16 protein-coding genes are annotated in these 17,990 nt (G+C 68.3%); 6 read left to right on the forward strand and 10 right to left on the reverse strand.

What is annotated here, in order from left to right; genetic code table 11:
- Positions 1-10: 10 nt before the first annotated feature.
- Entirely contained in the window at positions 11-1,180 is a 1,170-nt protein-coding gene (locus FKO37_RS04705; RefSeq protein ID WP_238603814.1) for a hypothetical protein, read from the reverse strand.
- Positions 1,181-1,414: 234 nt separating this feature from the next.
- On the opposite strand from FKO37_RS04705, the gene FKO37_RS04710 reads away from it, so the two are divergent.
- Positions 1,415-1,825: a DUF3151 domain-containing protein gene (locus FKO37_RS04710; protein ID WP_037808797.1), complete on the forward strand. Its 411-nt coding sequence runs from the start codon at positions 1,415-1,417 to the stop codon at positions 1,823-1,825.
- Between the two features lie 123 nt (positions 1,826-1,948).
- Positions 1,949-2,842: a Scr1 family TA system antitoxin-like transcriptional regulator gene (locus FKO37_RS04715; RefSeq protein ID WP_167753954.1), complete on the forward strand. Its 894-nt coding sequence runs from the start codon at positions 1,949-1,951 to the stop codon at positions 2,840-2,842.
- Here the strand turns inward: FKO37_RS04715 and FKO37_RS04720 are convergent.
- From FKO37_RS04720 to FKO37_RS04730, 3 genes are all read right to left on the reverse strand, one after another.
- Positions 2,823-3,329, reverse strand: a complete 507-nt coding sequence (locus FKO37_RS04720; RefSeq protein ID WP_037808794.1) for a GNAT family N-acetyltransferase — start codon at positions 3,327-3,329, stop codon at positions 2,823-2,825. The genes FKO37_RS04715 and FKO37_RS04720 overlap by 20 nt on opposite strands.
- 72 nt (positions 3,330-3,401) lie before the next feature.
- A complete protein-coding gene (locus tag FKO37_RS04725; protein ID WP_051728675.1) occupies positions 3,402-4,586 on the reverse strand; it encodes a GGDEF domain-containing protein in 1,185 nt (394 codons plus the stop codon).
- A gap of 323 nt (positions 4,587-4,909) precedes the next feature.
- Positions 4,910-6,169, reverse strand: a complete 1,260-nt coding sequence (locus FKO37_RS04730; RefSeq protein ID WP_037808792.1) for an MFS transporter — start codon at positions 6,167-6,169, stop codon at positions 4,910-4,912.
- Between the two features lie 317 nt (positions 6,170-6,486).
- On the opposite strand from FKO37_RS04730, the gene FKO37_RS04735 reads away from it, so the two are divergent.
- A complete protein-coding gene (locus FKO37_RS04735; RefSeq protein WP_238603815.1) occupies positions 6,487-8,364 on the forward strand; it encodes an FAD/NAD(P)-binding protein in 1,878 nt (625 codons plus the stop codon).
- Here FKO37_RS04735 and FKO37_RS04740 read toward each other — a convergent pair.
- The 3 genes from FKO37_RS04740 to FKO37_RS04750 form a co-directional block, all read right to left on the reverse strand.
- Positions 8,354-9,253: a glycosyl hydrolase family 18 protein gene (locus FKO37_RS04740; protein WP_238603816.1), complete on the reverse strand. Its 900-nt coding sequence runs from the start codon at positions 9,251-9,253 to the stop codon at positions 8,354-8,356. The two genes, FKO37_RS04735 and FKO37_RS04740, sit on opposite strands and share 11 nt — an antisense overlap.
- A gap of 49 nt (positions 9,254-9,302) precedes the next feature.
- Positions 9,303-9,941: an HNH endonuclease family protein gene (locus FKO37_RS04745; RefSeq protein WP_043834747.1), complete on the reverse strand. Its 639-nt coding sequence runs from the start codon at positions 9,939-9,941 to the stop codon at positions 9,303-9,305.
- Positions 9,942-10,093: 152 nt separating this feature from the next.
- The gene (locus FKO37_RS04750; RefSeq protein ID WP_238603817.1) at positions 10,094-10,765 is read right to left on the reverse strand and encodes a hypothetical protein; all 672 of its coding nucleotides are present in this window, start codon (positions 10,763-10,765) and stop codon (positions 10,094-10,096) included.
- Positions 10,766-10,841: 76 nt separating this feature from the next.
- Between FKO37_RS04750 and FKO37_RS04755 the strand changes: the two genes are divergently transcribed.
- Positions 10,842-12,128 carry an adenylosuccinate synthase gene (locus FKO37_RS04755; protein ID WP_037808782.1) on the forward strand — a complete coding sequence of 429 codons (1,287 nt, stop codon included), beginning with the start codon at positions 10,842-10,844 and terminating at the stop codon, positions 12,126-12,128.
- Positions 12,129-12,179: 51 nt separating this feature from the next.
- On the opposite strand, the gene FKO37_RS04760 is transcribed toward FKO37_RS04755, so the two are convergent.
- On the reverse strand, positions 12,180-12,677 hold the full coding sequence (locus FKO37_RS04760) for an OsmC family protein (protein ID WP_238603818.1): 498 nt from the start codon (positions 12,675-12,677) through the stop codon (positions 12,180-12,182).
- A gap of 150 nt (positions 12,678-12,827) precedes the next feature.
- Here FKO37_RS04760 and FKO37_RS04765 point away from each other — a divergent pair, with 150 nt between their 5' ends.
- Positions 12,828-13,730 (forward strand): TIGR03564 family F420-dependent LLM class oxidoreductase, encoded by a 903-nt coding sequence (locus tag FKO37_RS04765; protein ID WP_238603819.1) that lies wholly within the window; start codon positions 12,828-12,830, stop codon positions 13,728-13,730.
- Here FKO37_RS04765 and FKO37_RS04770 read toward each other — a convergent pair.
- Complete coding sequence (locus FKO37_RS04770) at positions 13,711-15,348, reverse strand: Na+/H+ antiporter (protein ID WP_238603820.1); 1,638 nt, start codon at positions 15,346-15,348, stop codon at positions 13,711-13,713. The genes FKO37_RS04765 and FKO37_RS04770 overlap by 20 nt on opposite strands.
- Positions 15,349-15,750: 402 nt before the next feature.
- Here FKO37_RS04770 and FKO37_RS04775 point away from each other — a divergent pair, with 402 nt between their 5' ends.
- Positions 15,751-16,008: a hypothetical protein gene (locus FKO37_RS04775; protein WP_238603821.1), complete on the forward strand. Its 258-nt coding sequence runs from the start codon at positions 15,751-15,753 to the stop codon at positions 16,006-16,008.
- 420 nt (positions 16,009-16,428) lie between these two features.
- Here the strand turns inward: FKO37_RS04775 and FKO37_RS04780 are convergent, their stop codons facing one another.
- Entirely contained in the window at positions 16,429-17,964 is a 1,536-nt protein-coding gene (locus FKO37_RS04780) for an amino acid permease (RefSeq protein WP_037808775.1), read from the reverse strand.
- Positions 17,965-17,990: the final 26 nt, after the last annotated feature.

A 17,990-nucleotide genomic window follows, 5' to 3' on the forward strand; every position in this document is an offset into this window, starting at 1 on the left:
AGCCCCCGCGTTACGCCGCGACCGCGCGCCGCGAAGCCCACCACTCCTTCGCCGGACCGACCCCAGCCCACAACGCGAACACGGCCACCACAGCGACCAACGCCGTCCAATATGCCACCGGCGGCGCGGATTCCGTCTGCTGTTCCCCGAGCAGCCAAGGCCGCATCTGCGACTGCACCCAGAACGCGCCATACCCGAGCGCAGTCACCAACACCGCGCCCGCCACCGCTGGTCGCGGCAGGAGGAAGGCCAGGTCCACCGCGAGCCCGACGGCCAGCAGATAGAACGGCACCGTCGACACCGGGAAGCCCAGCGCCAGCAGCAGCGGCCACATCACGCACCGGTACGCGACGTACGCGCCGGCCACGGTCAGCCCGGCCCAGCGCTTTCCGACGGTCTGGCGAGCGAGCACCAGGATCAGCGCCGAAACCCCGATGCCCCACAGCGGGTACACCCACTCCGGGATCGGCATCGTGAAGTGCACCACCGCGGCCCGGTCGACCGGGTGGCCGATCTGGTTGGCGGCGAAGGAAAGCAGCGTCGGCTCCGCCTCGGGCGTGCCGCGTTCCCAGGCGCGCAGGCCGAGGATGCCGTACTCCTGCTGCCCGTTCGGGAAGAAGGTGTTCTCCAGGAAGAACGCCCACAGCGCGAGCAGCACCCCGGTGCGGAAGCGGCCCGGCGGGGACAGCCGCAGCCAGCCGAGCAGCACGCCTGCCTGCATGATGCCGGTGCCGAGGTACAGCATCATGTGCGACGGGCTCCACGCGGTCAGGTCGAGGCCGTTCACGCGGTGGTTGATCACGTCGAGCGGCGCGGCGACCAGGAACACGATCAGCCCGGCCTGCATGAGCCGCAGCGAGCGCCGGTCGCAGCCGAGACCGGTGTAGCTGTGGATCGCCACCAGCACGACGATGATCACCGTGCCGACGGTGTTGATCAGGTGCGGCGGGGCGAGGTCGTCGCGCAGCCACTTGAAGTGCCACGACATGTCCCACGACGACCCGACGAGCTTGAACGCGAACGCGGTCAGCCACATGCCGTAACAGAACCGCAGCACCCACGCCGGCGTCGGTGCCCCGGGTGCGCCGCGGTGCCAGTGCGTCGCGAAGAAAAGCCTGGTCTTGCCCACTGGTCCGCGCGGGACCGCGGGGCCGGCGACGTCTTCAACCGCCTTCGTCATAGGCGCCATCATTCCCTGCCGCAAGGGGACGCGGCGGGAGAAGGGGCAAAAACCGGGGTTCACCCCTACGGGTGGCGGATTTGCCCTCGCGCCGCCCGGCACGGCAGGGTGTCGGCCCATGATGCCGAAACGAGCTGTCGCCGCCGTGCTGATCGCAGCACTCGTTCTGGCTGGCGGAGGCGTGCTGACCAGCCTGTTCCTCTGAGCCGGGAGCATCGTGGGCACAATGGCGGCATGACGCACAACCTGCTGGGCCCCGAGCCCACGCTGCTGCCCGAGCACACCGAAGCGCAGGCCGCGCTCGACTCCGGGACGGACCCGTCCTCCGTGGCCGCCGAGCACCCCGACTACAGCGAGGCCTGGGCCACGCTCGCCGAACGCGCGCTCGCCGACGGCGAGACCGTCGCCGCCTACGCGTACGCCCGCACCGGCTACCACCGCGGCCTCGACCAGCTCCGCCGCGCCGGCTGGAAGGGCTTCGGCCCGGTGCCGTGGGCGCACCGGCCGAACCAGGGTTTCCTGCGCGCGCTCGCGGTGCTCGGCACCGCGGCGGGCCGGATCGGCGAGTCCGAGGAGTACGAGCGCTGCAAGACCTTCCTCGCCGACTCCGACCCGGCCGCGGCCGAGGCGACCGGCCTGAAGTGACCGGCCTGAAGTGACCCCGCGCCGGTCGCGCCCCGGCGAAAACCCGGGCGCGACCGGGCCGGCTGCCCACCTTCGGGTGACAGCTAGAGGTGTTCGCATTTGGTGACACCTACAAAGACGGCCATGCGAGGCACGGCCATGCTCACCCCCCGGATCCGCACCCTCGGCACCGCGCTGCGCGAGGCCCGGATCGACGCCCGTTTCGGACTGCGCGAACTCGCCCGGCGAGTCGGCACCAACCCCGCGTTGGTGTCGAACTGGGAGCTGGGACAACGGGTTCCCGCGCTCGAGGACGTCGCGGGCATCCTCGGCGCGCTCGGCGTCGTGGGTGCGGAGAAACAACGGATCCTGCAACTGGCGCGCGGCACCGCCGAACCGGGCTGGGTCGCCCGCGGCAAGCAGTCCGACCCGGACCACCTCGGCGGGCTGCTCGCCTGCGAACGCGCCGCGACGTCGGTCGTCGAATGGCAGCCGATGCTCGTGCCGGGACTGCTGCAGATCCCGGATTACGCGCGGGCGCTGTTCCTCGCCGACGGACTGCCGGTGCAGGACGCGGAACGCCAGGCGGAGATCCGGATGATGCGCCGTCCGCTCGTGGTCGGTCCCGGCGCGATCCGGTGTGAGGTGTTGCTGGGCGAGGCAGCATTGCGCAATCCGGTCGGCGGACCCGCGACGATGGCCCGGCAGCTGCGTTTCCTCGCCGATCTCATGGCGACGTCGGCGAAGCTGTCGGTCCGCGTCGTGCCCGCGGGCATCGGCGGGCATCCGGGTCTGGCCGGCCGGTTTTGCGTGTACCACGTGGAGGTCGGCGACCCGATCGTCTATTTCGAGCACCAGCACGCGGGTGCCTTCCTCCTCGACGAGGGGACCGAGACGTACTGCGAGGTCGCGGACCGGGTCCGCGAAATCTCCCTGGACTCCCGCGCGTCGGCGGCGTTCGTGCAGCGCACCGCGCAGGAGTTCAGGGAGATCGCGCAGCGGCAAAAGGCGGAGGGGCCTAGGAATATGCTCGGTTAGCCGGAACGTCGACGGCGATCCGCAGTTCGGCTTGCAGCAGGTTCTTTGACACCGAAAACCCGTGCCGCAGGTAGGCCGCGATCGCGCGATCCGAGGAATGCACGGTCACCCGCTCCAGTCCGAATTCCGCGGCCAGTCGCAGTGTCGCCTCGATCAGGAGCCCGCCGACGCCGCTGTCGCGTGCTTCCGGCACGACGTAGACGCATTGCACGTCGCCGCAGATCCGCGAAAAGTCTTGGGGTGTCGGCACTCTGGGGGTCAGCGCGAGGAACGCCATGCCGAGCACGTGCTCGTCCCGCACCGCGACCAGACAGCGATGCGTTTCGGCGTGCGCACGGGCCCAGGCGGCGAACTCGCGGACGAAATCGTCCTGATCCCGGGGCAGCGGACCGCTCTGGTCGGCGACCCACCGCCAGCGCAACGCGGCGACGGCGGCGAGTTCGTCGTCGCGGGCCGGGCGGATCTCGGTGAGCGGCACAGGTTCCATATCGGAAATCCCGGAGCTGACGAAGGATGGACCCGGCCGGCCGGGGGAGGGTGCCGGCCGGGTCCGAGGTCGTCAGGCGACTGCCGCGAGTTCCCGGGTCGGGGTTACCGAGCCGACGACCCGGTTGCGGCCGCTGTTCTTCGCCGCATACACCGCCGCGTCCGCCGCGGCCATCACTTCCTCGATGCTCGTCCCGTCCAGCGGGAACGCGGCTACCCCGATCGACGCGGTCCGGTTCTCGATCGAGACCGACTCGCCTTCGTTCGTCTGCGTCGGAATCACCAGTTCGCTGATCCGCTGCCGGATCCGCTCCGCCGTCACGATCGCGTCTTCCTTCGACGTCGACGGCAGCAGCGCCACGAACTCCTCGCCGCCGAACCGGCCGACGAGGTCGTGTGCCCTCGTCTCCTGTTTCACCACGGCGGCAACGGCTTTGAGCACGTCATCGCCCGCCAGGTGGCCGAACGTGTCGTTGATCCGCTTGAAGTGGTCGAGGTCGATCATCAGCGCGCCGAAGCTGCCGTTCTCGCGCTCGGCACGGGAAATCTCGCGCTGCGCGCCGTCCTGCCAAGTGGTGGCGTTGAGCAGCTGGGTCTTCTGGTCCGTGGTCGCGAGTTCCTCGAGCCGCTTGATCAGCATCGAGCGCTGCAGCACGTACAGCGGCAGGATCACCAGCACCGACAGCAGCGGTTCGTGGCTCAGCACCATCACGAGCAGCCCGCCGACGCACAGGGTCGCCAGTTCCAGCAGGTTGTCGTCCATCGTGCCGAGGCACGATTCGGCCGTCGCCTTCGCCGGGTCGGTCAGGAACAGGCCAAGGCCGGTCAGCGCGGTGTTGACCAGGAAGTATCCGAGCGCGCCCGCCACCACGGTGGTGACGCTGTGGCCGTCCGCGAGGTGTCCGGCCAGCGCGGCGCCGAAGCCGGACAGGATCATCGTGGTCGCGTTGGCCGCGACGCGGTGCGCCTCACCGGGGCGCGTGCCGTTCCAGCTGCGGAACGCCAGGTAGACGTAGATGATCACGCCCAGCGCGGCCACCAGCTGCGGCGGCACCAGCAGCGCCGCCGGAAGCAGCCACACCGAAGTCACCGTGATGTGCGGGCCCTGGCTCAGCATCCGGCGCTGCCGCTCGATCTGCCGCGTGACCTCGGTCTGCGCGATCGCGAGTCCGGCGAGCATGCCGAGGATGCCGATCTGGCTCAGGCTGACCGGGAACACCAGCGCGCTGACCACGGTGAGCACCACCGTGACGGCCATGCTCGTCAGCGTGACCGCGACCCACTGCCGCGGCCGGGACCAGAGCGACCACCGGGAAACCGCATCGCGCAGCCCCAGACCAGAAAATTCCCCCAATGTGACCATTCTTCCCCCCGGGTCTTGCGCGGATCTCCAGTGACACTCGCCTTACTCACAGTTTCAGACCGTTTGCCGCCTGTCCACAAGGGCCTTAGGTGTGTACATTTTTCCCGAACACGCCGGATGAAGGGTGACCAGCGATGCGCAGCAAGGAACAGTGACCGCGTAGCAGCACCGCAAGGTCGCGCAGGTCAGAGCCTCACGCGCGGGGCATGTCGGGGTATTCAGGCATGTTCGGCGCGTGTGGCTTCCTTCGCTGACCCGTCTTCGGCCTGCCTGGAAAAGGTGCGCTGCCACGCGATGGCGAGCGGAATCGTGATCAGCAGGCCGGCCAATCCGAAGATCCCGACCGTCGTCTGGGCGCTCACGTGGTCCGCGATGACCCCGCCGATCAGCGGAGTCACGCCCATCGTCGTGGTCAATCCGGTGTTCGACAGCCCCATCGTCTGCGCCCGGCTCTCGTCCGGGACCGCGACCGTCAGCGACGCCGTCGCCTGCAGCAGCGCGATCGTGCCGAAGCCGCCGGAGATCACGAACAGGACCACCGACACGATCGGACCCGGCTGCAGGAAGCAGAGCAGCAGCGGGATCGCGGCGAGCGCGGTCATCGGGCCGATCAGCTTCGGCCGGATCGCCGCGGGCACCCAGCGCGTGTAGATGAACGTGAAGATCACGCTGCCCACCGGGTCGGCGGCAAGCAGGAAACCGATCATCTCGGACCCGCCGCCCGACGAAGCGACGTACGGCGCGGCGATGCCCTCGTACACCGGCATCAGCCCGGCGAGCCAGGTGAAGACCATCAAGGAACGCAACGCCGTGGTCGCGAAGGCGACGCGGCCGCCCGCGCTCAGCGAGGAGAAGAACGGCTTGCGCTTTTCGCCGCTGGCCGCGGCCGGGCGGGCCTTCAGTCCGAAGCGGAGGAAGAGCGCGGAGAGCACGAAGGTGCCCGCGTCGAGCACCAGGGCGAGGCGGGCGTCCATCGCGAGCAGCAGCGCGCCGCCGCCGGCGAAACCGAGCAGCTGCGCGGATTGGACGGTCATGCTCCGGATGCCCATGCCGACCACGAACCGGTCGCCTTCGAGCACCTGCGGGAGCAACGCCAGCTGAGACGCCTTGAACGGCGGATTCAGCAGCGAAACACAGCCGACGAGCACGCATAGTGCCCAGAACGGCAGTCCGGGAATGGCTACGCACAGAATCAGCACCGCGCGCGTGAGGTCGACGGTGACCATGACCGCCCGGCGCGGGAAGCGGTCGGCGAATCCGGTGAGGAAGATGCCGCCCAGCAGCGACGGGAAGAACGTCAGCGCGTAGGTGAGGCCGGTCAGCGTCGCCGAACCGGTGTTGGCGTAGACGAGGACGGACAACGCGACCCTGGCCAGCTGGTCACCGGCGATCGACAGCAGTTCGCCGAACCACATCGCGCGGAACTCGGCGACTCCGAACACCTCGCGGAACGTGACCCGGTGTGGTGCTGTCGTCATGCGTGTTCTCCCCGCTGCTGTGTGCGGACTGTGCCGCACTAGTGACCAACGGGTGACCCTAGATCCTCCTGGTCACGGGCCGGTCACACGAAGTGAGTTGTCAAGCTCAGTGTCTCGTGACTGTTGGTGATTCTCTAGGTTCTTTCGCCGGTATCCGACAGGTCACGGTCAGTTCGCCACGTGTCCAGACGATAGCGCTCCGCACTCTCCGCCGGGGACGCTTCGATCTTTGTGGTTTGTGACACATCCTTTCGGGTGGTCCGTCCGCAGTGTGGAACGGCCGCCACGGAGGTGCCCAGCCGCGTAGCTTCGCCCGAGTGACGGCTCTCCCGACGTTCACGCTCGCCATCGTGGGCGCCGGACCTCGCGGGGTCGGCGTCCTCGAACGGCTGTCCGCGAGCGCCGCCGGCCTGCTCGGCGACCGGCGGATCGAAGTCCACCTCATCGACCCGTTCCCGCCCGGACCTGGCCGGGTGTGGCGGTACGAGCAGTCGCCGCTGCTGCGGATGAACTCGATGCCCGAGGACGTCACCGTGTTCACCGACGACTCCGTCCGGATCGACGGTCCGGTGCGGCCGGGCCCGTCGCTGATCGAGTGGGTGCGGCAGGTGCGCGCGGGGACCCTCGACTACCCGGTGCCGGACGACGTCCGCGCCGAGTTCGAATCCCTCGCCTCCACGGATTTTCCGACCCGGCGGCTGCAGAGCCGGTACCTGGAGTGGTTCTACCGCAAGGTGGTGGCCGAATTGCCGCCCGGCATCACGGTGGTCGAGCATCTCGCCACGGCGGAGAGCATTGACGACGACGAGACCGTGCGGCTTTCCGACGGCACGACCGTGTCCGCCGACGCGGTGGTGCTGACTGTCGGCCACCTCGACGCGGTTCCCGACTCTCGCGAACGTGAACTGGAGGCATTCGCCGAGCAGCACGAACTGTCCTACTACCCCGCTGGCTACACCGCGGACGTCGACTACTCCGCGGTGCCTGCCGGAGAACCGGTGCTAGTACGCGGTTTTGGCCTCGCGTTCGTGGATCTGATGCTGTTGCTCACGGAGGGGCGCGGTGGCCGGTTCGAGGAGCTGCCGTGCGGCGGACTGCGCTATCACCCGAGCGGTGGCGAACCGGTATTGCACGTCGGTTCCCGGCGCGGGGTGCCGTATCACGCGAAGACCGGCTACCGGTTGCGCGGGAAACCGTTGCAGCTGCCCAGGTTCTTCGACAAGCGAGCCATCGACGGGTTGGCCGGCCCGCTCGACTTCCGCGCGGACGTGTGGCCGCTCATCGCGAAAGAACTCGCCTGGGCGTATTACACCGAGCTGTTCACCGGACATCCGGATCGCGTGCGCACGGATTTCGCCGTGTTCGCGGACAAATTCGCCGACCTGCCGTGGTTGTCGTCCGAAATGGACACCCTGATCGCGGACGCGGTGCCCGCGCTGGAAGATCGGCTCGACCTGGAGCGGCTGGACCGTCCGTTCGCGGGCCGCCGGTTCGATTCCGGCGAGGAATTCGGGAAAGCGGTGCGGAAATACATCGAGTCCGACCTCGCGCGCCGGGCCGACGTGCACCACAGTGCGGACCTCGGCGCGTTCCTGGCCCTGCTGTCAGTCGTCAGTCAATTGCCCACGCTGCTCGCGACCGGACGGCTGACCGCCGCGTCTCAAGTGTCCGATATGGACGGCTGGTTCCACGGCTTCTTCTCTTACTACGCAAGCGGTCCGCCGCCGCGTCGGCTCGAAGAGCTGCTCGCCCTCGAAGACGCTGGCGTCGTGTCGTTCCTCGGTGCGGACATCTCGATCGCCGCCGACGAGACGACCGGGACGTTCGTCGCGTCGAGCGTCAGCCATCCGGACACCGTCACCGCATGCACGTTGATCGAGGCGCGCCTGCCGGACGCGAGCGTGCCGCGAGTGTCCGACCCGCTGTTGCGCAACCTTCGGGACTCTGGCGCGCTGGTCGAGGAAACCGTGCCGGATGTCGACGGTGCGACCTTGCCGTCCGGACGGATCGCCACGACACTCAACGACTTCCGACTGGTCACTGTGGACGGAGGGGTGCATCCGCGACGGTTCGCGGTGGGTCCGCACACGAGCGTCCGTTCGGCGGGAGCCTTCACTCGGCCGCGCACGAACGCGATCTCGTTCCGGCAGAACGACGCGTTGGCAAGGGAAATCCTGCGGCTGGCTAACCCTTGACCGTCGGCGCGATCTGCTGCGCCCATTCCCACGGTGCGGCGGTGTCGCCGGGCAGCGAGTTGAAGTACTCCCAGCCGTCGATGCCGCCGAAGTCCGAGTACTTCTGGACGAGACTGCCGACGGTGTTCTTCAGCGTCGGCATGTCGACGTAACCGTTGCAGTTAGCGGGGTTCGTGACCGTTCCGGCGACCACCTTGCTTGCCGGGACGACGCCGTGATTGATGATCTGGTCGTAGCCCGAGGTGTCCGCCAGCGAACCCCAGCCGCAGTAGAACTGGGTGTTGAACCAGGAGATCTGGTCGCCGCGCTCGCGGTAGAGCCGGTCGTAGTCGAGGCCGGAAAGACCGCCTCCGCCGCTGAGTTCGGTCGCGACCGGCGCGAGGGTGATCAGGAAGTCCGGGCCGAAGTCGCCTCGCAGCGCGTCGATCACCCGGTTCAGCGCGTCGTTCGACATCTGTTCTTCGACGTCGAGATCGATGCCGGACAGCGAATGGTCGCGGATCAGGTTGCGCAGCAACGGGTAGTAGGTGTCGAAGTCCTGCTCCAGGCGCTGGAAGCTGCCCTTCGCCGCGCCGCCGACGAAGGCGAGTGCGTGCACGCCTTTGCTTTGCATCGTGGCGAGATCAGCCCACATCTGCGTGAACTTGGCGTCCGATGGCGGGTCGTCGTTGAGCGTCATGGTTCCGCCGTCGTTGAGGTGCACGGCTCCGACGATCACGTCAGTGACGCCAGCGTCGTGGTCGGTGAGCCCCAGCGGGGAGATGTACGACCCGTTTTGGTGCGTTGTTTGGTAGTACACAACGACTCTGCGTCCGATCGCCGCCGTCGCCGGGGCTGCTCCGCAGAGCACCAGGAACACCGCCAGCACCGCCGCCGTGATCTTCCGCATAGGTTCGGACCATAGGACGGCAGCGGTGCCCGCGGTAGGGCCGATCGAGTCAGCAGCGGCCCAGCATGTCCGTCAGCGCAGACTTCTCCGCCGAATTCACGGTGAGCTTGAACTTGTACTTGACCGTCACCCACATCTTGGCGTAGGTGCACCAGTAGCCGGTGGACGGCGGCTTCCACTGGTCCGGCGACTTGTCGCCCTTTTCCTGGTTCACGTTGTCGGTCACCGCGATCAGCTGCGGGTCGGACAGGTCGTTGGCGTAGGCCTGGCGCTGATCCTGGGTCCAGGACGAGGCTCCGGTGCGCCACGCGTCGGCGAGCGGCACCACGTGGTCGATGTCCACATCGGACGGAGAGCTCCAGGTCGCCCCGTCGTACGGCGAGGTCCATTTCCCGGACGTCGGGTAGCAGTCGGAGCCGACCTGGACGTTCGTGCCGTCGCGCTTGAGCACCATCTCGCGCGTGTTGCAGCTGTTGCCCTGGTCGATCCAGTGCGGGAACTTGTCGCGGCTGTAGCCGTCCTGCGAGCCGTCCGGCTTCACCGTGAGACCGGCGAGCTGGCTCTTCGCGGTGTCCGCCGACGGGATGCCCGGCGGGGTGGCGTCGGCGACGCCGACCGTGACCGAGCCGAGCAGCGCGACGCCGGCCAGGACGGTCAAGGAGTTGCGAACTGTACGTGTGGTCGGCATATTGCTGCCTTCCTGGTCAGATGCGGGACTGATTCACCTTTGACCACGAAAGTGGCGTGCGCAACACCGTCAGGTGACGGCTAACCGACCTTCTGTAAACGGAAAGTCACCGAGCGTCCCAGTTCGCTTGAACCCTGTCCGGCTCGGGCGGGTCAGCCGCGGACCGCCCGAAGATCGACTGTGTGCCGGTACCAGGTCCGCCGGGTGACCTCGCGCTCCTGCGGTACACCGTCGATGACCAGCGAAGACGTCGGCAGGCAGCCGAGCTGGAAGGCGCGGCCGTGAAACGTCGAGGACCGTTTGACGAGCTTGCCGCGGGTGATTCGGGCGGTCACCCCTGAGTCGTCCGGTGCGACCTCGATGCCGGAAACCGCACCGTCGAAAGCCACCTGTTCGTCGCAATACGCCTGGCCCTTGACATCGCGCAGGATCGCGTGTCCGAGGAGTACGCCGCCGGTGTCGTCGCGCACGAGGGAGGTTTCGGCGTCCTCACCCTTCCAGGCGAGCGCGAACGCCTCGTCCGGGTCCGCGGGCAGCCGCCAGTGCGCGGCGACGCGAGAGCCGGACTCCGTGGCCACGAAACCGACGGACACGCCCGGGAGGACTTCGCGGCGCATGAGACGCACCACCACGGCGGCGAGGTCGGCGTCGGAGCCCAGCACGACGAGCCGGTCGTGTTCCCCCAGCAAGGGGTCGATTTCCGCCTTGCCGGGACGGTGCCCGGCGTGCACCAGCGGGACGTCGCCGAGCCGCGCGGGGAGATCCGCCGCGGCGCCGCAGGCCACCACTATTCCGCGCACTCCGGCGTCCTCCGTTAAAGTCATGCACCGGCATTTACCAGCGCCACCCGTGTCCCCGTCCGGGGTCACTATTCCTATTGCCGAACACCTGGAGTGTCACATGCCGGCCATCGTGCTGATCGGTGCCCAGTGGGGGGACGAGGGCAAGGGCAAGGCCACCGACCTGCTCGGCGACCGCGTCCAGTGGGTCGTCCGCTACCAGGGCGGCAACAACGCGGGCCACACGGTCGTGCTGCCGAACGGCGAGAACTTCGCGCTGCACCTCATCCCGTCGGGGATCCTGACGCCGGGCGTGACGAACGTCATCGGCAACGGCGTGGTCATCGACCCCGGCGTCCTGCTGGACGAGCTGGCGGGTCTCGAGGAGCGCGACGTCGACACCAGCAAGCTGCTGATCTCGGCCGACGCGCACTTGATCATGCCGTACCACGTGGCGATCGACAAAGTCACCGAGCGCTACCTCGGCAGCCGCAAGATCGGCACCACCGGCCGCGGCATCGGGCCGTGCTACCAGGACAAGATCGCCCGCGTCGGCGTCCGCGTGCAGGACCTGCTCGACGAGAAGATCTTCCGCCAGAAGGTCGAGGCGGCACTGGAGTTCAAGAACCAGGTGCTGGTCAAGGTCTACAACCGCAAGGCGCTCGACGCCGACCAGGTCGCCGACGAGGTCCTCGCGGCGGGCGAGAAGTTCGCGCACCGCATCGCCGACACGCGGCTGCAGCTGAACCAGGCCCTGGAGCGCGGCGAGACGGTGCTGCTGGAGGGCTCGCAGGGCACGCTGCTCGACGTGGACCACGGCACGTACCCGTTCGTCACGTCGTCGAACCCGACGTCCGGCGGCGCGAGCGCGGGCTCGGGCATCGGCCCGGGCCGCATCACGACCGTGCTGGGCATCCTGAAGGCGTACACGACCCGCGTCGGCTCCGGCCCGTTCCCGACCGAACTGGACGACGAGTCCGGCGAGTACCTGCGCAAGCAGGGCGGCGAGTTCGGCGTCACCACCGGCCGGTCCCGGCGCACCGGTTGGTTCGACGCGGTGATCGCCCGCTACGCGGTGCGGGTCAACGGCATCACCGACTACTTCCTGACCAAGCTGGACGTGCTGTCCGGCCTGGAGAAGGTCCCGGTGTGCGTCGGCTACGAGGTGGACGGCTTCCGCACCTCGGACATGCCGATGACCCAGACCGACGTACACCACGCGGTCCCGATCTACGAAGAGCTGCCGGGCTGGTTCGAGGACATCTCGAACTGCCGCACGTACGACGAGCTGCCCGCCAACGCGCGGGCTTACGTCGAGCGGATCGAGGAACTGTCGGGCGCGCGGGTCTCGGCGATCGGCGTCGGCCCCGGGCGGGAGCAGACGATCGTGCGGCACGAGTTCGCCTGATCTTTTCGGTGGAGCGGCCAGGCTGGTTTCGTACCGGCCTGGCCGCTGTGCTTAGCGAACCGTTGTGGTGACTGGGGTTTGATTGCGGAACAGGTCGAGTACCGGGCAGTGCTCGTCCACCGCGCGACGGAGTCGTTCGTAGGCCTCGGGTCCGGCCGGACCGTCGAGTTCCACGGACACCCGTACGTCGCTGAAGCCGGGGCGGGTCGATTCGTCGAAGCCGAAGAAGCCATGCAGGTCGAGGTCGCCGTCCACTTTGACGCGCACCGCGTCGAGCGGAACGCCGAGGCGCGCGGCCCAGAACTGGTACGTGATCACCTGGCAGGACCCGAGCGCGGCCAGCGCGTACTCGACCGGGTTCGCCGCCTGGTCGGTGCCGCCGAGCGCGGGCGGTTCGTCGACGGTGAACGCGTGGTCGCGCACCCGGACGTCCACCACGGTCGCGGTGTTCGCGGCCAGCGCGTGGTCGACGCTGAACGACACCGCCGCGTTGTGCCGGTCCGTCTGCACGGCCTGGCGGGTGCCGTCGATGACGTCGGTCAGTGACATCGGTCCTCCTGGAGTCGTCGGGCGTCCAGGGTGCGGGTCGGCCCGGTCGACGGGCAGGGGCTCTCGTCGGCTGAGAATCCGGCTGGCACAAAGCCGCGCGGTTGTTTCGGTTGGTGAGAAACCGGTGGTGCGCCTGAATAATTTGAAGGCATGAGCGTCGGACTGACTTTGCCCGCCCTTCCGCGGGAAAACATCACCGTGACCGAAGTGCTGGACCAGGCGCGGGAGGCGGAGGAGGCAGGCGCGGCGTCGATCTGGTTCGCCCAATTGCCCTGGGGTCCCGACGCGCTGGCGGTGGCCGCGCTGGCGGGCCAGGTGACGTCGCGAGTCGAGATCGGCACCTCCGTCGTGCCGATCTATCCGCGGCACCCGCTGGTCTTGGCGGCCGCCGCACGCACCGCGAGCGAGGCGTCCGGCGGGCGGTTCACGCTAGGCATCGGCCTTGGCGCGAAGAACTTCCTCGAACCCGTCTACGGCACGCCGTATCCGCCGCCGGTGCGGCACCTGCGCGAATACCTGACCGTCTTGCGGGCGCTGTTCGCCGGAGAACAGGTCGACTTCACCGGCTCGACGGTGGAGGCGCACCTGCCGGAGCCGGCGTCAGCCACCCCGGTGTCGGTGCTCGTCGCCGCGATGGGCCCGCAGGCGTTGCGCGTCACCGGGGAACTGGCCGACGGCACGCTGCCGTACCTGGCCAGCCCGCGGGCTATCGCGAACCTGATCGTGCCCGGGATCGGCCCGGGCAAGCGGGTGATCGCGGCTGTCCCGGCCGTGGTGACCAGCGACGTCGACACGGTGCGCGAAATCGCGGCACAGCAACTCGGGTTCTACGGCTCGATTCCGTCGTACCAGCGCATCCTGAAGGAGGGCGGCGTCGAAAACGCGGCGGAGTTGGTGCTGATCGGCGACGAGGAGACGGTCGCCGCCGGGGTGCAGCGCTACTTCGATGCCGGCGCGACCGACGTGCTGCTCACCCAGACCGCCCTGCACACCGACGAAGACCGGCTGCGCACTTGGCGGCTGACGGGCGAGCTCAACTCATCCGGTTCGTAAGGGTTGTCGTTACGGACATTTCCTCCAGATCGAGTTCGCGCAGGACCTTCTGCAGAACGTCGTCGTCAAGGCGTCCGGCGCGGTTCTCTTCGATCATCGCCGCCCGCTGGGTGATGAGGAGTTCCCGCCGCGCCTTGGCGAACTGCGCCTGCGGACTGTCACGACGCTCCTCCCCAGACAGCGTGATCGCGGCCTGCGCGAACCGGTAACGGGTGTCCACCACGCGTTCCAGCCGTTGCTCGAGCCGCTTCATCTTCTCTGGCTCAATGTCCAAAGTAGACAGTTGGTCGCGAGCAAGCTCGCGCAACCGCTCGTGCGCGGCCTTCTGCGCGACCTTGCGCGCGGCCAGCTCCTCGGCCTGGTCGCGGGCGTCCTCGTCCGGATCCTGAACTTTGAGCAGCCGAATCAACGGCGGCAGCGTGAGCCCTTGGATCAGCACAGTCCCGACCGCGACGGCGAACGCGAACAGCTGAATCTCCGCGCGACCAGGCGTATCCGCAGGCACCCCGGACGCGGCGGCGATGGTGACGACGCCGCGCATGCCGGTCCAGGAGATCACCGCGAGCGACCGCCAAGCGGGCGGATCGTGCCGAGTGCGTCTGAGCAGTTGCAGCGACCGCGGCAGATAGCTGGACAGGAAGACAGCCGGAATCCGCACGAACATCGTGGCGAGCAACACGACGATCGCCGACAACGCGAGCGTCCCGTTGTCCCGCGCAGCATGCTGCGCCCCGTCAAGCACGAACGGCAGTTGCAGCGCCATCAACGCGAACACCAGCGCCTCGAGCATGACGTCGATCGAGGCCCAGACAGACCGGTCCTGCACCCGCGTCGCCGGCGACGCCCGCAGCGACCGATGCCCGAGGAACAACCCGGCCGTGACGACCGCCAGCACCCCGGACCCGCTGAACTCGGCCCCGAACGGATGCAGGTGTTCCGCGGTGACATACGCCGCGAACGGCACCACGATCCCGAACGCCGATTCGAGCAGCGGATCGTCCAGCCTCGTGCGGATCACCTCGACGACCCCGCCCGCGACCAGCCCGACCAGAATGCCGACCACCGTCGCGACGGCGAAAACCGCGAACCCGTGCCCGAGCGACCCGGCCGTCCCGACCACCGCCGCGAGCGCGACCTTGTACAGCGTGAGCGCCGCCGCGTCGTTGACGAGACTCTCGCCGGTGAGCACCGTCATCACCCCGCGCGGCAGCCCCAGCCGCCGCCCGATCGCGACGGCGGTCACGGCATCCGGCGGAGACACAACCGCCCCGAGCACCAGCGCCGACGCCCACGGCAAATCAGGCAGCAGCAGGTGCACGACGAACGCGATCACGAACGCGGTGGCCACCACGAGCAGCACGCCGAGCGTGATGATCGGCCGCAGGTTCGCACGAAAGTGGGAGATCGAACTCTCCAGCGACGTCGAGTACAGCAACGGCGGCAACACGACGGTCAGGATCAGCTCGGGCTCCAGCTCGGCCCGCGGAACGCCGGGAATCAACGCGATCCCCAGCCCGACCACCACGATGAGCAGCGGCGCGGACAGGTTGAACCGCCGAGCGACCGCGGTCAGCCCCAGCGACCCGGCGAGCACGCCGACCAGCGTCAAGGTCTCCATGCTTCGCATCTTGACTCATGGATCAGGCGAGGCGCGGATGGTGTGGGTTCGTGTCGGACTCCCTTCGGGGTGAGGCGGATGGGTGGGTGGTGGGCGGCTTGTTTGGTGGGCCGCGTGGAGCGTTGGTGAGTGGGATAGGCATGGCGCTTTCCGGTGCGGCGGTGCCGGGTTCGGCGGTGATCGGTGGCGGGTGCCGGGCTTGCTGCTTGGAGGGCAGCGCCCACGGGTTAGTCAGCGGGTGGCCGCGGCGGTTGGGGGCGGCGATGGTTGGACAGCGGGGTGCCTCCGGAAGGGTCGTGGGCTCGGACTTGCCGCCTGGCGTTGCCGCGGAGGCAAGTGGCCAGGGTCGGCGGTCGGTAGGCGGTGCGGAGGTCGGGCAGCGGCGGGCGAGGTCGCCTGACGGTGCCGCGTGAATGGCGGACGTGCGTCACCGAGGAAGCCGGGCTGACGGACGCTGTGACGTGGTGGCGGCGGTTCACCTCGCCGCGGGACGGGCTCGTGGTCAGTGCGCGATGGTTCGGCGAACGGCTGGTCCTGCTCGCGGACTCCGGTCAGGTGCTCGCCGGTGAAGCGATGCGGGACCAACTCCGCCGGGTGGAGTGGTGCCGGACGGCGGTGGAGCATTGGCGAACGCACCGCCGCCGAACGCACCGCCGCTGAATGGCGAGATGCAGAACCAAGCGCTGTCGGGTGGCGCGGCATCGGACGACCGCGCAGCCGACCTCGGAGTGTTGTCGAGCGGAGCGGTGCCGGACGAACGTGGAGCACCGCCGAACAGAGCATCGCCGAACGGAACCCTGCCGATGGGAGCGCCTCCGAAGGGAGTCGTGCCGATGGGAGCGTCGCCGAAGGGAGCCCTGCCGAACAGAGCATCGTCGAAGGGAGCGCTGCCGAAGGGTGCCCCGCCGAACGGAGCGCTGCCGAAGGGCGCGCCGCCGAACAGAGCACCGCCGAACAGAGCCCTGCCGGAGGGAGTGTCGCCGAAGGCAGTCCTGCCGAACGGAGCGCCGCCGAAGTGAGCCGCGTCGGACGGGACGGCGCCGGGTGGAGAGCGGTCGTCCGTCCCGAGAGCCCTCCGGATTAGCCGAGTTCCTTCAGTTCCTTTTCCACCGCAGCCAATTCCTCCGCCGAACCTTGCACCTTCGGGCCGGTGAACCACTTCCGTGCCGACAACACCCACCACAGGGCCGCTCCGCCAAGGACTACCAGGAAGGCGATCGGCGTGTAGTTGAATGTGTCGACCGTGATCGGGCTTGCTTGGGGCAGCATGAAGAGCACGAAGATCACCACGACCCACACCGTCGCGACGATGCCGATGGGCTTGCCCCAGCGGCCCAGGTTCCATGGGCCCTTCTCGAAGCTGTCGCCGCGGCGGACGCGGAGGAAGACCGGGATCACGTACGCGACGTACAGGCCCACCGTTGCGATCGAGGTGACTGCTGCGTAAGCCGTCGCGCTCCACAGGTACGGCAGCGCTAGCACCAATGCACCGCCCGCTGCTAGCCATACTGCGTTGGTCGGGGTTTGGGTTCGTTTGTTGATGTTGTGCCAGATCTTCGAACCCGGGATCGCGCCGTCGCGGGCGAAGGCGTAGATCATGCGGGAGTTCGCGGTCACGGAGGCCATGCCGCAGAACAGTTGGGCGCCGATGCAGATCAGGAGCAGGAATTTGCCGGTCACCGCGCCGGTCGCGTCGATGAAGATCTGGGCTGGCGGGACGCCGGTCGCCGAGTTGACGGCTCCGTCGTAGTCCTGGATCGCGAACGTCAGGCCGATCAGCAGGATCCAGCCCGCGACCAGTGACACGAGGATCGAGTTGATGATTCCGCGCGGGCCCGCTTTCGCGGCGTTCTTGGTTTCCTCCGTCATGTGTGCCGAGGCGTCGTAGCCGGTCAAGGTGTACTGCGCCAGCAGCAAGCCGAGCAAGAACACGTATGGCGCGGAACCCCAGCCGGTTTGGTTCACGAAGCTGCCGAAGACGAACGACGCTTCCTGATGCTTCGCCGGCACGAACACGAGTACGCCCACGATCACCAGCACGCCAACCAGATGCCACCACACGCTGACGCTGTTCAGCACCGCCACCACTCGCACGCCGAAGGTGTTCAGCACCCCGTGCACGACAAGAATGATGGCCAGCAACAGAATCGTGTGGCCCGGCGTCGCGCTGAAGCCCCACTGCAGATCGAGGAACGCGTTGAGGAAGAGCGCGGCTCCGAAGTCGATGCCCGCGGTGACCGCGATCTGCCCGATCAGGTTGAACCAGCCGGTGAACCACGACCACGCCGGGCCGTTGCGGGTCGCCAGTTTCGCGGCCCAGTAATACAGTCCGCCCGCGGTCGGGTAGCTCGAGCACACCTCCGCCATGCCCAGCCCGACCAGTACCACGAACAGCCCGACCAGCGGCCAGCCCCAGATCATCGCCGCCGGGCCGCCGGTTTTCATGCCGAAGCCGTACAGCGTGAGGCAGCCGGACAGGATCGAGATGATCGTGAACGACACGGCGAAGTTCGAGAACGCCGACATCGTGCGTTTGAGTTCCTGCGCGTAGCCGAGCGCGTGCAGGCGAGCGCTGTCTTCGTCGGGTTGTCCGGTCTGCTGGTCGGAGACATCCATCGGGCACCCACCTGAAAGGTATGCGG

The sequence above is a fragment of the Amycolatopsis sp. Poz14 genome, assembly GCF_006704225.1.
GTDB classification, from domain to species: domain Bacteria; phylum Actinomycetota; class Actinomycetes; order Mycobacteriales; family Pseudonocardiaceae; genus Amycolatopsis; species Amycolatopsis nivea.

Bases quoted from the DNA above. Each gene is read 5' to 3' on its own strand.
- FKO37_RS04760 (WP_238603818.1), bottom strand. From the start codon at position 12,677: ATGTCACTGACCGACGTCATCGACGGCACCCGCCAGGCCGTGCAGACG.
- FKO37_RS04750 (WP_238603817.1), bottom strand. From the start codon at position 10,765: ATGACTTTAACGGAGGACGCCGGAGTGCGCGGAATAGTGGTGGCCTGC.
- FKO37_RS04730 (WP_037808792.1), bottom strand. From the start codon at position 6,169: ATGACGACAGCACCACACCGGGTCACGTTCCGCGAGGTGTTCGGAGTC.
- FKO37_RS04705 (WP_238603814.1), bottom strand. From the start codon at position 1,180: ATGACGAAGGCGGTTGAAGACGTCGCCGGCCCCGCGGTCCCGCGCGGA.
- FKO37_RS04765 (WP_238603819.1), top strand. From the start codon at position 12,828: ATGAGCGTCGGACTGACTTTGCCCGCCCTTCCGCGGGAAAACATCACC.
- FKO37_RS04725 (WP_051728675.1), bottom strand. From the start codon at position 4,586: ATGGCCGTCACGGTGGTGCTCACCGTGGTCAGCGCGCTGGTGTTCCCG.
- FKO37_RS04770 (WP_238603820.1), bottom strand. From the start codon at position 15,348: ATGGAGACCTTGACGCTGGTCGGCGTGCTCGCCGGGTCGCTGGGGCTG.
- FKO37_RS04740 (WP_238603816.1), bottom strand. From the start codon at position 9,253: ATGCGGAAGATCACGGCGGCGGTGCTGGCGGTGTTCCTGGTGCTCTGC.
- FKO37_RS04715 (WP_167753954.1), top strand. From the start codon at position 1,949: ATGCGAGGCACGGCCATGCTCACCCCCCGGATCCGCACCCTCGGCACC.
- FKO37_RS04745 (WP_043834747.1), bottom strand. From the start codon at position 9,941: ATGCCGACCACACGTACAGTTCGCAACTCCTTGACCGTCCTGGCCGGC.
- FKO37_RS04755 (WP_037808782.1), top strand. From the start codon at position 10,842: ATGCCGGCCATCGTGCTGATCGGTGCCCAGTGGGGGGACGAGGGCAAG.
- FKO37_RS04780 (WP_037808775.1), bottom strand. From the start codon at position 17,964: ATGGATGTCTCCGACCAGCAGACCGGACAACCCGACGAAGACAGCGCT.
- FKO37_RS04710 (WP_037808797.1), top strand. From the start codon at position 1,415: ATGACGCACAACCTGCTGGGCCCCGAGCCCACGCTGCTGCCCGAGCAC.
- FKO37_RS04720 (WP_037808794.1), bottom strand. From the start codon at position 3,329: ATGGAACCTGTGCCGCTCACCGAGATCCGCCCGGCCCGCGACGACGAA.